This is a genomic window from Streptomyces sp. NPDC048565 (genome assembly GCF_040650935.1).
Classification (GTDB): Bacteria; Actinomycetota; Actinomycetes; order Streptomycetales; family Streptomycetaceae; genus Streptomyces.
The window spans coordinates 142,660-155,939 of sequence record NZ_JBEZIH010000013.1; the positions used below are offsets into that span (position 1 = coordinate 142,660).

At 70.9% G+C, this 13,280-nt stretch carries 14 protein-coding genes and 1 pseudogene; 8 read left to right on the top strand and 7 right to left on the bottom strand.

Annotated elements, in window-relative coordinates:
- The first annotated feature begins 152 nt into the window (after positions 1 to 152).
- The 3 genes from AB0C75_RS17960 to AB0C75_RS17970 all read left to right on the top strand — a co-directional run bounded on the left by AB0C75_RS17960 (position 153) and on the right by AB0C75_RS17970 (position 2,853).
- Positions 153 to 824 (top strand): alpha/beta hydrolase family protein, encoded by a 672-nt coding sequence (locus AB0C75_RS17960; protein WP_362891800.1) that lies wholly within the window; start codon positions 153 to 155, stop codon positions 822 to 824.
- A 198-nt stretch (positions 825 to 1,022) separates the two neighbouring features.
- The gene (locus AB0C75_RS17965) at positions 1,023 to 1,811 is read left to right on the top strand and encodes a VTT domain-containing protein (protein WP_362891802.1); all 789 of its coding nucleotides are present in this window, start codon (positions 1,023 to 1,025) and stop codon (positions 1,809 to 1,811) included.
- Between the two features lie 169 nt (positions 1,812 to 1,980).
- Entirely contained in the window at positions 1,981 to 2,853 is an 873-nt protein-coding gene (locus tag AB0C75_RS17970; RefSeq protein ID WP_362891804.1) for an undecaprenyl-diphosphate phosphatase, read from the top strand.
- 10 nt (positions 2,854 to 2,863) lie between these two features.
- Here AB0C75_RS17970 and AB0C75_RS17975 read toward each other — a convergent pair whose 3' ends face one another.
- Positions 2,864 to 3,253 carry a VOC family protein gene (locus tag AB0C75_RS17975; protein ID WP_362891806.1) on the bottom strand — a complete coding sequence of 130 codons (390 nt, stop codon included), beginning with the start codon at positions 3,251 to 3,253 and terminating at the stop codon, positions 2,864 to 2,866.
- A pseudogene (locus AB0C75_RS17980) lies at positions 3,250 to 3,411 on the bottom strand (helix-turn-helix domain-containing protein); the annotation flags it as partial. The gene AB0C75_RS17975 and the pseudogene AB0C75_RS17980, both read right to left, overlap by 4 nt.
- Before the next feature lie 73 nt (positions 3,412 to 3,484).
- Here AB0C75_RS17980 and AB0C75_RS17985 point away from each other — a divergent pair.
- From AB0C75_RS17985 to lnt, 3 genes are all read left to right on the top strand, one after another.
- Positions 3,485 to 4,408 carry an LLM class F420-dependent oxidoreductase gene (locus tag AB0C75_RS17985; protein WP_362891808.1) on the top strand — a complete coding sequence of 308 codons (924 nt, stop codon included), beginning with the start codon at positions 3,485 to 3,487 and terminating at the stop codon, positions 4,406 to 4,408.
- A gap of 174 nt (positions 4,409 to 4,582) precedes the next feature.
- On the top strand, positions 4,583 to 5,053 hold the full coding sequence (locus tag AB0C75_RS17990) for a nuclear transport factor 2 family protein (RefSeq protein ID WP_362891810.1): 471 nt from the start codon (positions 4,583 to 4,585) through the stop codon (positions 5,051 to 5,053).
- Between the two features lie 101 nt (positions 5,054 to 5,154).
- Positions 5,155 to 6,750: an apolipoprotein N-acyltransferase gene (gene lnt, locus AB0C75_RS17995; protein WP_362891812.1), complete on the top strand. Its 1,596-nt coding sequence runs from the start codon at positions 5,155 to 5,157 to the stop codon at positions 6,748 to 6,750.
- Here lnt and AB0C75_RS18000 read toward each other — a convergent pair.
- Entirely contained in the window at positions 6,674 to 7,579 is a 906-nt protein-coding gene (locus AB0C75_RS18000) for a Gfo/Idh/MocA family oxidoreductase (protein ID WP_362891814.1), read from the bottom strand. The two genes, lnt and AB0C75_RS18000, sit on opposite strands and share 77 nt — an antisense overlap.
- A gap of 33 nt (positions 7,580 to 7,612) precedes the next feature.
- Entirely contained in the window at positions 7,613 to 8,824 is a 1,212-nt protein-coding gene (locus AB0C75_RS18005) for an FAD-dependent monooxygenase (RefSeq protein ID WP_362891904.1), read from the bottom strand.
- A gap of 91 nt (positions 8,825 to 8,915) precedes the next feature.
- On the opposite strand from AB0C75_RS18005, the gene AB0C75_RS18010 reads away from it, so the two are divergent.
- Together AB0C75_RS18010 and AB0C75_RS18015 are read left to right on the top strand one after the other, a co-directional pair.
- Complete coding sequence (locus tag AB0C75_RS18010; protein ID WP_362891816.1) at positions 8,916 to 9,617, top strand: TetR family transcriptional regulator; 702 nt, start codon at positions 8,916 to 8,918, stop codon at positions 9,615 to 9,617.
- A gap of 5 nt (positions 9,618 to 9,622) precedes the next feature.
- Complete coding sequence (locus AB0C75_RS18015; RefSeq protein WP_362891818.1) at positions 9,623 to 10,135, top strand: DinB family protein; 513 nt, start codon at positions 9,623 to 9,625, stop codon at positions 10,133 to 10,135.
- Between the two features lie 122 nt (positions 10,136 to 10,257).
- Here AB0C75_RS18015 and AB0C75_RS18020 read toward each other — a convergent pair whose 3' ends face one another.
- The 3 genes from AB0C75_RS18020 to AB0C75_RS18030 form a co-directional block, all read right to left on the bottom strand.
- Entirely contained in the window at positions 10,258 to 10,809 is a 552-nt protein-coding gene (locus AB0C75_RS18020; protein ID WP_362891820.1) for a hypothetical protein, read from the bottom strand.
- Between the two features lie 74 nt (positions 10,810 to 10,883).
- Positions 10,884 to 11,603, bottom strand: a complete 720-nt coding sequence (locus tag AB0C75_RS18025; protein ID WP_362891822.1) for a uracil-DNA glycosylase — start codon at positions 11,601 to 11,603, stop codon at positions 10,884 to 10,886.
- Between the two features lie 68 nt (positions 11,604 to 11,671).
- Positions 11,672 to 13,252: an ABC transporter substrate-binding protein gene (locus tag AB0C75_RS18030; RefSeq protein ID WP_362891906.1), complete on the bottom strand. Its 1,581-nt coding sequence runs from the start codon at positions 13,250 to 13,252 to the stop codon at positions 11,672 to 11,674.
- Between the last annotated feature and the right edge of the window lie 28 nt (positions 13,253 to 13,280).

Genomic DNA, 13,280 nt, shown 5'->3' on the forward strand with positions numbered 1-13,280 from the left:
GCCCGTTCGGGCTTTCGGCTGTGGCAAGCCACACCTAGACCGGGTGAGACTGCCTCCACGCGGAGTTCTCAGGTCGCACAGAACGCCCGACCGCACCCCGTGTCGTCGGGGTAGCGTGCTTCGACGGTGCGGCTCGGTGGAGGGGGAAACGCATGGCGACGTTCGTTCTGGTGCCCGGCGGTTGGCACGGCTCCTGGTCGTTCGAGGCGGTGGTTCCACTGCTGGAGCGCGCCGGTCACTCCGTTCACGCCCTGACCCTGACCGGTCTGCGGCCGGACGACGACACCGCGACGGTCGCGACCGCCAACCTCGACACGCACGCCGACGACGTACTGCGGCTCCTCGATCGCGCCCACATCACCGACGCGACGTTGGTCGGCCACAGCTACGGCGGAATGGTGATCGCCGCCGCCGCCGATCGCGCGGGGGGCCGGGTCTCGCGGCTGGTGCATCTCGACGCCTACGTACCGCGCGACGGCGAGTCGTGCTGGTCGTCGACGACCGAGCGCTACCGGGAAGCGTTCGCCGCCGGCGCTGCGACCACCGGCTACTCCGTCCGGCCGCCCGACGGCGGCGATCCTCGCCGCCGCCCCCACCCCCTCGCCTCGTTCCTGCAGACGATCCGGCTCACAGGCGTGCTCGACCAGGCCCCCCGCCGCGAGTTCGTCTACTGCTCCGGCTGGGAGGAGCGGACCCCGTTCGCCGGACTCCGCACCCGGCTACGAGCCGATCCCGGATGGCGGGTCCACGACCTCCCGACCGGCCACGACGCGATGCACGAGGCCCCGGAGGCGGTCGCCGCACTACTGCTCGGTGCAGGATGAACGCGCTGCCCGTCCCGTACGGGTTGCGGTGGACGTCGATGTCATGGGCAGTCAGGTCCACGCAGGGCAGAGCCGCCTGAGGCAACGTCCGGCGGGCACCGGGAGCGTCGGGGCCGAACTGCGGTCTCGGTTCCGATCCGCCGCCGCCCTCGTCCGCACATACGGCGATCACACACCTGTTTCGGTTACGCTCCCCAGATGCTCGACCCCGTCCCCGCAACACGGCCCTCAACCGGCCTCGCAGTGCGCTGTACGAGGGCACTGCTCTCCCCCTGGTCCCGGTTCTCCCTGCTCGTGGCGGTTCTGCTGGCCTCGGCCGTCACCATGTTGCTGCTCGAGCCACAGCGGCTGCTGGCCTCCGGCGGCTGGCCTCCACACCTTGACGGTTCCGCCGCCGCGATGCTGTTCGGGCTCGCGTACGGCGTGTGCACCGTGGCCTTCGTGCCGAGGCCGCTGCTCAACCTGGCCGCCGGTGCGCTGTTCGGTGCCCAGGCCGGGCTCGCGGCTGCGCTGGCCGGCACCGTCCTCGGTGCCGGTGTCTCCTTCCTGCTCGGCCGGGTGCTCGGGCAGGACGCGCTCCGGACGCTGCTGCGCGGCAAGTACCTGAAGGCAGCGGACGGACTGCTGAGCCGGCACGGGTTCAGGTCGATGCTCGCGCTGCGGCTCTTCCCCGGGGTGCCCTTCGCCGCGGCCAACTACTGCGCGGCGACCTCCCGTATGGGCTACCCGCCGTTCCTGCTGGCCACCGGGCTCGGCTCGATCCCGAACACGGCCGCGTACGTCATAGCGGGCAGCTCCGCCTCCTCCCCGACGTCGCCTGCGTTCCTGGCCGCGATGGGTTTCATCGTGCTGTCCGGGGCGGGTGCGGCACTGGTCGCCTGGCGCAGGCGGCACCGGCTGGGCCGGGCGGACGTCGCGGCGTCCGAAGCAACGCCGTCCGAAGCGACGACGTCGGAGGCAGGGGCACGCGCGGGCGACGCGGCGTAGTCAGGGGCAGACGGAGTCTGTTCACCTGTAGGCGATACGCTGCGCGCATCCGACAGAGGATGTCCGGGGCCGTGGCGTCCCGTCCCCTTTCTGACCGCATCCGCACGCCGCCGACGGCCTCCACGTCCGTCGGCCGTTGCATGAGTACCTCCGGGATGGCCTAAGCCCCATGAGCTGGTTCGAATCATTCGTCCTGGGCCTCGTTCAGGGACTGACCGAGTTCCTGCCGATCTCTTCCAGCGCGCACCTGCGGCTGGCCGCGGCCTTCGCGGGCTGGCACGACCCGGGAGCCGCGTTCACCGCGATCACGCAGATCGGCACGGAGGCCGCGGTACTCATCTACTTCCGCAAGGACATCGCCCGGATCCTCTCGGCCTGGTTCAGGTCACTGACCAATGCCTCGATGCGCAGCGACCACGACGCCAAGATGGGGTGGCTGGTCATCATCGGCTCCATCCCCATCGGTGTGCTCGGCGTGACGTTCAAGGACCAGATCGAGGGCCCGTTCCGCGACCTGCGCCTGATCGCGACGACGCTCATCGTGCTGGGCATCGTCCTGGGTGTCGCGGACCGGCTCGCGGCCCGCGACGAGACCGGCGGCAAGCACCGGGCGATCAAGGAACGCAAAACGCTGAAGGAGCTGGGCGTCAGGGACGGCCTGATCTTCGGCTTCTGCCAGGCGATGGCCCTGGTCCCGGGTGTCTCCCGCTCGGGTGCGACGATCAGTGGCGGGCTGCTGATGGGCTACACCCGTGAGGCCGCAGCCCGCTACTCCTTCCTCCTCGCGGTTCCCGCGGTGCTGGCTTCGGGCGTCTTCGAACTGAAGGACGCGGGCGAGGGACATGTCTCCTGGCCGCCCACGATCTTCGCGACCATCATCGCGTTCGCTGTCGGATATGCCGTCATTGCGTGGTTCATGAAGTTCATCACCACCAAGAGCTTCATGCCGTTCGTGATCTACCGCGTGGTCCTCGGCATCGCCCTGTTCGTACTGATCGCAGCCGGCGTGCTGAGCCCCCACGCGGGCGAGTCGGCCGGCTGATCCCGAGCCCCTACTTGCTGTCCATGATCTGGATGAGGTTGCCGCAGGTGTCGTCCAGGACCGCGGTGGTGACCGGCCCCATGTCCACGGGCTCCTGGGTGAAGCGCACCCCCAGCCCGCGCAGCCGGTCGAACTCGGCGCGTACGTCGTCCACGGCGAAGGAGGTCAGCGGGACACCGTCCGCCGCCAGCGCCGTCTTGTACGGCTTCGCGGCGGGGTGGCCGCTGTCGGGCTCCAGCGCCAGCTCTGTGCCGTCGGGGTCGTCCGGCGAGACCACGGTCAGCCAGCGGTACTCGCCGAGCGGGATCTCGGCCTTCTTCACGAAGCCCAGGACATCGGTGTAGAAGCGCAGGGCCTTTTCCTGGTCGTCGACGAGAACGCTCGACATGTTGATCCTCATGAGGTGCTCTCCGGTACGTCGGGCCTGAGCCATCGGTTCGCGATGCGCTCAAGTGGTTCGGTGTTCAGGTCATGGGACTTGTGACGCCCCTCGCGTCGCACCCCGACCGGCCCCACGCCTTCCAGCACGGCCAGGTGCTGGCTGACGGCCTGCCGTGACGCCGTTCAGCGTGTTCACACGACTGCCATACGGGACGGAATGCGGGGGCGACCGAGGCCGGTTCACTCTGACATGACTACTGGCGTAGTGCTCAACGGGAACGACTCGGACAACCAGATCGACGCCACCGTGCGGCTCGCGCACGAAGCCTCGGAGGCCGGGCTGCGGTCCGCCTGGTTCGGGCAGACCGTCGGCGTGGACTCGCCCCAGCTCGCTGCGATCGTCGGCCGGGAGGTCCCAGGACTCCAGGTGGGCACCTCCGCGATCCCGGTGTTCGGCCGCCATCCGCTGCTGGTCTCCAGCCAGGCCCAGACGGCCCAGGCGGCCACGCACGGCCGCTACCATCTCGGTCTTGCGCTCGGGACGAAGCACCTGACGGAGACCGGCTTCGGCATCCCCTTCGAACGGCCCATCGCCCGTCTGCGGGAGTTCCTCACCGCCCTGCGGCAGTTGACCGAGACAGGCCACGCCGACTTCCATGGCGAGCTGCTCACCGCGACCACCGCCCTGCCGGCCCGGGTTCCCGGCGCGGAGGCGGGCGTCCCGCTGCTCGTCGCCGCGATGGGTCCTCAGGCGCTGCGCGCGAGCGGGGAACTGGCCGACGGGATCCTGCCCTACCTGGCGGGCCCGCGCGCCCTCGCCGAGCACATCGTCCCGGCCGTCACCGCCGCGGCCGAGGCCGCCGGCCGGCCCGCGCCCCGCATCGTGGCCCTGGTGAGCGGCGTGGTCACCGACGATGCCCACGCCGTCCGCGAGAAGGCGACCGAACGGCTCGCGTTCTACGAGCAGATCCCTTCCTACGCCCGGGTGATCGAGCTGTCCGGGGGCCGTAGAGCCGCCGATGTGGCGGTGATCGGCGACGAGGCACGGGTCGCCGCCGAGGTGCAGCGCTACCGGGATGCCGGGGCCACGGAGGTGGTGTTCTCCGGCACGGAGATCGCCGGCGACCGCGACCGCCGCAGGACCTGGGACCTCCTGGGGTCGCTCGCGGGCTGACACCGGCCGGCACGACACGGCGCGCGGGCGGCGTCGCCACTGGGCACGTCACGCGGGCGCAGCGTCGACGCACGGCACGTCGGGCGGGCGCAGCGTCGACGCACGGCACGTCGCGCGGGCAGCAGAGACGCACGGCCCCTTGGCTTGCGGCTCCCGACAGCCGAGACTTGGGCGATGACACAGCGCGTGGCTCTGGCGACGGTGATGGACCGGCTCTCCATCGATGCAGTGATCACCGATTACGCCGTGGCGGTGGACGACGGCGTCTGGGAGGACTACGGCGCCCTGTTCACCCCGGACGGGCGCGCCGACTACCGGAGCGCGGGCGGTTCCGAAGGCTCGGCCGCCGAGGCCGCACGGTGGCTGGCGGAGAGTCTGCGGCTCTTCCCGGGTCGCCAGCATCTGATCGTCAACAGGCGGCTGGATCTCCAGGATCTGGGCGGATACCCCGGCGACCGTGCCCAGGTGCGGGCGGACTATCTCAGCCCGACGAGCCCGGAGGCCTGGGGCGGGGAGTCGGCTCCCGCGCTGGTCACCGGCGGCCGGTACGTCTTCGAACTGCGGCGTACGGAACCGGGCTGGCGGATCCGGAACCTCACCGCGCACCAGAAGTGGCGGTTCGCCCCGGGCGCGACAGCCGGCTGATCCACGGCCACGGAGCCCGGGGGCCACGGCACGCCCTCTGTGCACTGCTGATCTTCTGCACCACACTGGGATCAGGCGCACGACCGGCGAGGAGGGCACGCATGCCGATGTGGCGCGGGCGGCTTCCGTACGAGCGGTCGCTGCGTTCCGGTACCGGGCGCGGCGCCCTGGCCCTGTGCGCGGGCGCCCTGCCGGCCCTGACGTTTCCCGCGCCCTCGCTCTGGTGGTTCGCCTACGTCGCCCTGGTGCCCTGGCTGCTGCTGATCCGATCGGCGGACACGGGACGGCGCGCGGCGCTCGACGGCTGGCTCGGCGGTACGGGCTTCATGCTCGCCGTGCACCACTGGCTGATGCCGAGCCTCCATGTCTTCATCCTGGTGCTCGCCGCGCTGCTCGGGTTGCTGTGGGCGCCCTGGGGCCTGCTCGTGGCCCGGCTTCTCGGCGGTCCGCCGTCCGTCCGCGATTCCCTGGCCGCTGTCGCCGTGGTGCCCTCCGGCTGGCTGATGATCGAGCTCGTCCGCTCCTGGGAGGGACTCGGCGGCCCCTGGGGACTGCTGGGCGCCAGTCAGTGGGACGTCCCGCCGGCGCTGCGCGTCGCGTCGGTGGGGGGCGTGTGGCTGGTCAGTCTGGGCGTCGTGGCCGTGAACACGGTGGTCGCCGTACTGCTCGCCGTGCCACCGGCCCGTACTGCCGGGGCCGCGTGCCTGGTGGCGGGGGCGCTGGGCGTATACGCGACAACGCTCTGGGCGCCACGGCCCGAGGAGACCGGCACGACCAGAATCGCCGTGGTGCAGCCGGGTGTCGTCGAGGGCCCCGGCAGCATCGGACGCCGCTTCGCGCGCGGTGAGGAACTGACCCGTGACCTGGCGGGCCGGGACGTGGACCTGGTGGTGTGGGGCGAGAGCAGTGTGGCCGTCGATCTGTCCCGGAGCCCGGAGACGTCGGAGCGTGTCGCCGCGCTGTCGCGCCTGACCGGCGCCGATGTGCTGGTCAACATGGACGCCCGGCGGGCGGACGGTCCCGACCGCGCGGGGATCTTCAAGTCCGCGGTGCTGGTGGGACCTGACGGCCCCACAGGGGACCGCTACGACAAGATGCGCCTGGTGCCCTTCGGCGAGTACGTCCCGGCCCGCGCACTGCTCGGCTGGGCCACCTCCGTGGGCAAGGCTGCGGGCGAGGACCGGCTGCGCGGCAGCGGTCCCGTGGTGATGGATCTGACGGACGGGCTGCGGGTGGGCCCGGTGGTCTGCTTCGAAACGGCGTTCCCCGACATGAGCCGGCAGCTGGCGAAGGACGGCGCACAGGTGCTGGTCGCCCAGTCGTCCACCTCGACGTTCCAGCACGGCTGGGCCCCTGAGCAGCACGCCTCGCTCGGGGCACTGCGGGCGGCCGAGACGGGCCGCCCGATGGTGCACGCCACGCTCACGGGTGTGAGCGCCGCGTACGGTCCGCGGGGCGAGCGCCTGGGTGCGCCGCTCGGCACGGACGCGAGCGCGGCGGCCGTGTACGACGTACCGCTCGCCCGGGGCACCACCCTCTACGTCCGGCTGGGAGCCTGGCCCGTGTACGGCGCGTCGGCCGTGCTGGCCGCCTTCTTCGCCGCGGCGGGACTGCGGTACCTCAGGACGCCTGCTCCCACGCGTCCCGTACCACTCGCTCGCACAGCCGGTGGGTCTCCAGCGCGTCCCTGGCGCTGAGGACCTCACCGGCCCGCACCGCGTCCAGGAAGGACAGCGCGCTCTGCTCGATGCCGCGCTGCCGGGCGACCGGCACCCAGTCGCCACGTCGGCGCAGCGTCGGCTGGCCCTTGTGGTCGACGACGTCCGCGATGTTGAGGACCTGACGCTTGGTGTCCTGGCCCGACACCTCCAGGATCTCCTCCGTCGACCCGTTGAGCCGGTTCATCGTGCCGATGGCGGTGAATCCGTCGCCGGACAGCTGGAGCACCACATGGTGCATGAGCCCCTCGACGATCCGTGCCCGCACCACGACGCCGGACACCGGTCCCGGGGCCAGGAAGCGCAGGGTGTCGACGACATGGATGAAGTCGTCCAGCACCATGGTGCGCGGGGCCTCGGGCAGACCGACCCGGTTCTTCTGCAGGAGAATCAGCTCGCGCGGGTGCTCCGCACACTGCGCGTACGACGGGGCGAGCCTGCGGTTGAAGCCGACCGCGAGTGTGACCCCGCGCTCCTCGGCGAGGTCCACCAGCCGCTCGGAGTCGGCGAGTTCGTACGCGAGGGGCTTGTCGACGTACGTGGGGACACCAGCCTCCAGCAGCCGCTCCGCGATCTCCGGATGCGCGGCGGTCGGCGCGTGCACGAAGGCGGCGTCCAGCCCCTGGGCCAGCAGCGAGTCGAGGTCCTCGTGGCGCTGCTGCCCGGGAATCCGGTAGGCGTCGGCGACGGCCGCCAGTGTGGCCGGGGTGCGGGTCTGCAGATGCAGTTCGACTCCGGGCCGAGTGGTCAGTACCGGCAGATACGCCTTCTGCGCGATGTCGCCGAGCCCGATGCAGCCGACCTTCACGAGATTCTCCCTGTCGTCTTGACCAGGGACGCGTCACGGTCCGGCCGTCCGTCCTCCCCTGGCCCCGGCAGCATACGTGCGCTGCGGCGGCTGCCAGTCGCAGATGCCGTCGAAGGTGCGCAGGACGAGACCGGGTCCGAAGCGGGCGACCGCCGACATCAGTCCGTCCCGCAGGGCGACGGCCGGCGCACCTGACAGCCCGGTCATCCGGGAGATCTGCGCCGCCTTGCGGACCATGGCGGTCGTACGGGGATGTCTGTCCGCGCTGTAGGCCGCAAGGCCCGCTCCCAGGTCGCCGCCCGGCGTGACGTGGTGGGCGAGCACGACGGCGTCCTCGATGGCCTGGTTTCCGCCCTGGCCGAGGAAGGGCGCCATGGCGTGCGCGGAGTCACCGACGAGCACGGCGCGGCCCCGGTGGAAGGAGGGCAGCGGATCGGTCAGCTGGTACACGTCGTGGCGCAGGACCTGGTCCGGCTCGACGGCGTCGATGATGGAGGGGATCGGGTCGTGCCAGTCGCCGTACCGGCGCACCAGCTCCGCCTTCTCGTCGTCGGCGGCCCGCTCCCCGGCGGGCGCGACGGCCGCCGCGTAGGCGTAGATGCCGCCGTCCTTCAGCGGGTGGCTGCCCCAGAGCTCGCCTCGGCCCCAGGTCTCGTGCGAGCTGAAGGCCCGGCCCGTCCCTGGAGCGAGGACACGCCAGGTGGTGAATCCGCTGTACGAGGGGCCCGGGTGACGGGGGAACAGCTCGGTGCGCACGGCCGAGCCGACGCCGTCGGCACCGATCACCAGGTCGGCCTCGATCTCGCCGGAGTCCGTCCCGACGATCGCCGGGCTGCCACCAGGGCACCCCGGATCCACGAGCCGTGCCGGTGTTCCGGTGCGCACGGTGCCCTCGGAAAGCCGGGTGCGGAGCAGGCCGATGAGAGCCGAGCGGTGCAGCAGGACGAGCGGTCCGCCGAACCGTTCGGCCGCGGCGGCACTGTCCGTGCGGGCGAGCCAGCGCCCTGACGGTGTACGCATGCCACCGTCACCCTGCCAGGCCGCGAGTTCCCTGACCGCGTCGCCCAGTTCGATGACATCCAGGGCTCGCTGGGCGTTGGGGGCGAGGCTGATGCCGGCGCCGACGGGGTCGAGGGAGGGCGCCCGCTCCAGCACGGTGACCTGCCAGCCGCTCCGGTGCAGCGCCGCAGCGGTGGTAAGTCCACCGATCCCGCTGCCGATGACCACCGCTCGCAATGTCGTCATGCCCGTCATGACCGACCCCCTTTCGGAACTACATCTGTAGTGCCCTGGGTCCACTGTACTACAGGCGTAGTGGCGGCGGTAGATTGGTTCCATGTCCACACGCCCCACGCCGTCCACACGCCCCACGCCCACCGCGAGCACCCCCGCGTCCGCCAGCCCCGCCGCCCGGCCGGCCGCACCCTCCCGCGCCGAGCTGATCGCCGACGCCGCGCTCGCCCTGCTCGCCGAGCGCGGGATGAGGGGGCTCACCCACCGGGCGGTGGACGAGCGCGCCGGGCTCCCCCAGGGTTCGACGTCCAACCACGCCCGCACCCGGCAGGCCCTGCTGGAGGCCGCCGTCCGCCGGCTCGCCGAGCTGGAGGCACGGGTGCTGGCCCCCGGGGAACTGCTCACGGCCGGCGCTCCGGCCGGGGCGGCCGGAGCGGCCGCGGGGCTGGCCCACGTGCTGCACCGGTATCTGACCGGCTCCACCGATCTCCTGGTCTGCCGCTACGAACTGGCCCTGGAGGCCACCCGGCGCCCCGGCCTCCGGAGGTACTACGACGAGGCGGGCCGACGGTTCAGCGAACCACTGGTGGCCCTCATGACCGCGGCGGGATCTGCCGAACCGGAACGTCACGCACTGTCCGTCGTGGCCTGGGCGGAAGGAATGATGTTCGCCTGCGCGGTGGGCTCCTACCACCGGGCCGTCCCGACCGAGGAGGAACTGCGCAGGGGCTGCGGCGAGCTGCTTCGGGGGATGCTCGGCGGCGATCAACCCGTGCCGCCGTCGATCATCCGTGAGCGAGGATGAGGCGTATGACGACACAGGAACGCTCCCCGCCCGCGATCGACGCAGCCGAACGCCAGATGCTGGAGGGGTGGCTGGACTACCACCGCACGACTCTGGCCATGAAGTGCGAGGGGCTGACCGACGCCCAGCTGCGGGAGGCGTCCGTGCCCCCGTCGGAATTCACGCTGCTCGGTCTCGTCCGGCACCTGGCCGAGAACGAACGCGGCTGGTTCCGCGAGGTGCTGGCGGGCGAGGCCCTTCCGTCGATCTACGGGACGGACGAGGATCCGGACGGGGAGTTCCATCTCGCCGACACGGACACCTGGGACGAGGCCAGGACCACATGGCTCGCGGAGATCGAGGTGGCCCGGGCGAACGCCGCGAGGTTCGCGCTCGACGACCTCTCCGTCGGTGTGGGCAAGCGGGGCGAGCCCTTCAACCTCCGCTGGATCTACACGCACATGATCGAGGAGTACGCCCGGCACAACGGCCACGCCGATCTCGTACGCGAACGGATCGACGGCGCGACCGGCGCCTGAGGCCCCGGGGCCGTGGGGCGCGGGGCCGTGGGGCGCGGGGCCGTGGGGCGCGGGGCCGTGGGGCACGGGGCGCGGGGCGTCTCCCGCGAGGAAGACAGGTCACTCGCGCGGGGGAGGACAGGTCACTCCCCCGTCGCGCTCCCCCGCATCCGCTGCTCCATACGCCCGATAGCGGCACGGATCCCTCCGCCGTACCCGTCGTCGTCCTCCAGCACCCCGGCGGCGTCCCAGGCCCGGTCCAGATGGATCCGGGCGCACCCGAAGCGCTGGAGCTTCAGATAGTCCGCCGCCAGACTGAGGTGCAGCGAGGGGACGAAGGCCCGCACGGCGACCGCGTCCCGGTGCTCCGCGGCCGGATCGGTGTGCGCCGCCGGATCGGTGTGCGCCGCCGGATGCGTATCCGCAGCCGGATCCGTGTCCACCGCCCCCGTCAGACCCTCCGCGGCTGTCAGCGCCCGGAGGTCCCAGGCCAGTTCGTCCCCCGGATCGTCCTGGGCATCGGCCATGTAGTGGGCCAGGGTGCAGCGGTGCAGGGCCGCACCGCGCTCACCGATCTCCGACCAGATGATGCCGAGCCGATTGCGCGCCTCTTCCCTGTCCCCGGCGTGGAGCAGCATGATCGCCTGGCCGATCCTGGTCATGACGACGTCCCCCGACACTTCCCGCTGCTCCACTACAGAGGTCTCCCTGATCACCGCCGGCCTGTTCCGGTGGCTCAGACGCTAGCCGCAGCCACCGGCAATCCCGCTCAGGCGCGGGCCCCGGCCGTCGGCCGGGTCGCCCCGGTTCCCAGATCCGGGATCCGCCAGTCGATGGGCTCGTGGCCCTGCGCGGCGACGGCCTCGTCGATCTGCGTGAAGGGGCGGGAGCCGAACCACTTCTTGGCGGAGAGCGGCGAGGGATGCGCGCCCTTGACCACCACATGACGGTCCTGGTCGATCAGCGGGATCTTCTTCTGGGCGTAATTGCCCCAGAGGACGAAGACGGCCGGGTCGGGACGCTCGGCCACGGCACGGATCACCGCGTCGGTGACCTTCTCCCAGCCCTTGGCCTTGTGCGAATTCGCCTCGCCGCCGCGGACCGTCAGCACCGCATTGAGCAGGAGGACGCCCTGCTCGGCCCAGGGCATCAGATATCCGTTGTCCGGGACCGGCAGGCCGAGCTCGTCGTTCATCTCCTTGTAGATGTTGCGCAGCGACGGCGGCGTCTTCACCCCCGGCCGCACCGAGAAGCACAGGCCGTGTCCCTGGCCCTCGCCGTGATACGGGTCCTGGCCGAGCACGAGCACCTTCACCCGGTCGTACGGTGTGGCCTCCAGCGCAGCGAAGACCTGATCGCGCGGCGGATACACCGGCCCCCTGGCCCGCTCCTCCTCGACGAAGTCCGTGAGCTCCTTGAAGTAGGGCTTCTGCAGCTCTTCGCCGAGAACGCCGCGCCAGGACTCGGGCAGCAGGTCGGTGTCGGTCACGTCCACAACCTCCGGTAAGCAATCGGTTCTTGCGTACAGAACCTACCGGGGGCCACTGACATCGCCCCTTACCAGCTGGTCTTGCGGTACAGCTCCCACATCTGCATGACCGTCTGGGGGTCGAGTGCGCGCTCGCCGCCGCCGATGTCCTCGCCCGAGGCCACATAGAGCTTGCCCTGCCACAGGGGCAGCAGCCGGACATCCTTGACGAGGATCTCCTGGGCCCGCTGGAACTGCTGGGAGACGGCCCCGCGGTCGCTCTCCTTACGGGAGGACGGCAGCAGCTCCTGGGTGATCTCGTCGGTCAGGTACGGGGTGCCGGTCACGCTCTCCTTGCCGACGAAGGGGGCCACGAAGTTGTCCGGGTCCGGGAAATCAGGGAACCAGCCGCGTCCGAACACCGGGTACTCGCCCTTGCTGAAGCCCTCCTGGAAGGACGTCCACGGCGCGCTCTTCAGGGTGACGCGGAACAGTCCCGAAGCCTCCAGCTGACGCTTCAGCTCGGCGAACTCGGGGGCCGTGGAGGAGCCGTAGCGGTCCGTGGTGTACCAGAAGGTCATCTCGACCGGCTCGGTGATGCCCGCGTCGGTGAGTATCTTTTCGGCCTTCGCGACATCCGGGTCGCCGTAGGTGTCGAAGAAGCTGGTGGTGTGGCCGGCGATGCCCTTCGGAACCATGGAGTAGAGCGGTTCCGCGGTTCCCTGGTAGACCTTGGCGACCAGGGCGTCGCGGTTCACCACCTGGGCGATGGCCCGCCTGACAGGGAGCTTCCCCACGGCCGGGTCCTTGGGGTTGAAGACGAGGAAGCGGATGTCGGCGCCTACCGACTCCACGATCTGCAGACCGTTGTTGTCCTCCTTGTTGTCCTCGAGACCGATGACCTCCTCGGCGGTCAGTCCGCGGTAGGTGGCATCGATCTCCTTCTTCTTCAGCGCCTCCACCATGGGCGTGGAGTCGTCGAAGTAGCGGATCGTGACCGCGTCGTTCTTCCGGTCGGCGAACCCCTTGTAGCTGGGGTTCTTGGTCAGCTCGGCCCGCTTGCCCTGCTCGTAGGAATCCATGACGTACGGCCCGGAACCGGTGACCTTGCCGTCGTCGCGGATGCTGTCCGCGGGATAGTCACCGGGCGCGACGATCGACATCGCCGGCGTCGCCAGGATGAACGGGAAGGTCGCGTCCGCCTTGTCCAGGTGGAAGACGACCGTGTCGTCCCCCTTGGTCTCCACCCGGTCGAGAGACCCGAGGAGGCCGGCCGGACCGCTCTTGGCCTTGATCTTCGTGATCCTGTCGATGGAGTACTTCACGGCCTGGGCGTCGACCTTCTCCCCGTTGGAGAACTTCAGGCCCGAGCGGAGGGTGCAGCGGTACGCCATGCTCGTCGAGTCGGTGAACTGGCATTCCTGCGCCGCGTCCGGCTCGGGGCTGGTACTGCCGGTCGGGAAGCTCACCAGGGTCTGGAAGACATTCCTCATCAGCTCCCAGGAGCCGTCCCAGGCCGCCGCCGGATCGAGGGTCGAGGGCGAGCTCGTCGTTCCGACCGATATCTTCCGGTCGGTTTCCGAACCGCTGTCGGACAGCAGGCCACAGCCGGCCAGCAGTGAAAGGGAAGCAACGGCTGCAGCGGCCTGCAGCCCGGCCCGATAGAACACGTGCATGCCTCTCGATCGGCCTTGGCGT

Excerpts from the sequence above, each read along its gene's own strand:
- AB0C75_RS17960 (WP_362891800.1), top strand. The coding sequence starts at position 153 with ATGGCGACGTTCGTTCTGGTGCCCGGCGGTTGGCACGGCTCCTGGTCG.
- AB0C75_RS17965 (WP_362891802.1), top strand. The coding sequence starts at position 1,023 with ATGCTCGACCCCGTCCCCGCAACACGGCCCTCAACCGGCCTCGCAGTG.
- AB0C75_RS17970 (WP_362891804.1), top strand. The coding sequence starts at position 1,981 with ATGAGCTGGTTCGAATCATTCGTCCTGGGCCTCGTTCAGGGACTGACC.
- AB0C75_RS17975 (WP_362891806.1), bottom strand. The coding sequence starts at position 3,253 with ATGAGGATCAACATGTCGAGCGTTCTCGTCGACGACCAGGAAAAGGCC.
- AB0C75_RS17985 (WP_362891808.1), top strand. The coding sequence starts at position 3,485 with ATGACTACTGGCGTAGTGCTCAACGGGAACGACTCGGACAACCAGATC.
- AB0C75_RS17990 (WP_362891810.1), top strand. The coding sequence starts at position 4,583 with ATGACACAGCGCGTGGCTCTGGCGACGGTGATGGACCGGCTCTCCATC.
- lnt (WP_362891812.1), top strand. The coding sequence starts at position 5,155 with ATGCCGATGTGGCGCGGGCGGCTTCCGTACGAGCGGTCGCTGCGTTCC.
- AB0C75_RS18005 (WP_362891904.1), bottom strand. The coding sequence starts at position 8,824 with ATGACGACATTGCGAGCGGTGGTCATCGGCAGCGGGATCGGTGGACTT.
- AB0C75_RS18010 (WP_362891816.1), top strand. The coding sequence starts at position 8,916 with ATGTCCACACGCCCCACGCCGTCCACACGCCCCACGCCCACCGCGAGC.
- AB0C75_RS18015 (WP_362891818.1), top strand. The coding sequence starts at position 9,623 with ATGACGACACAGGAACGCTCCCCGCCCGCGATCGACGCAGCCGAACGC.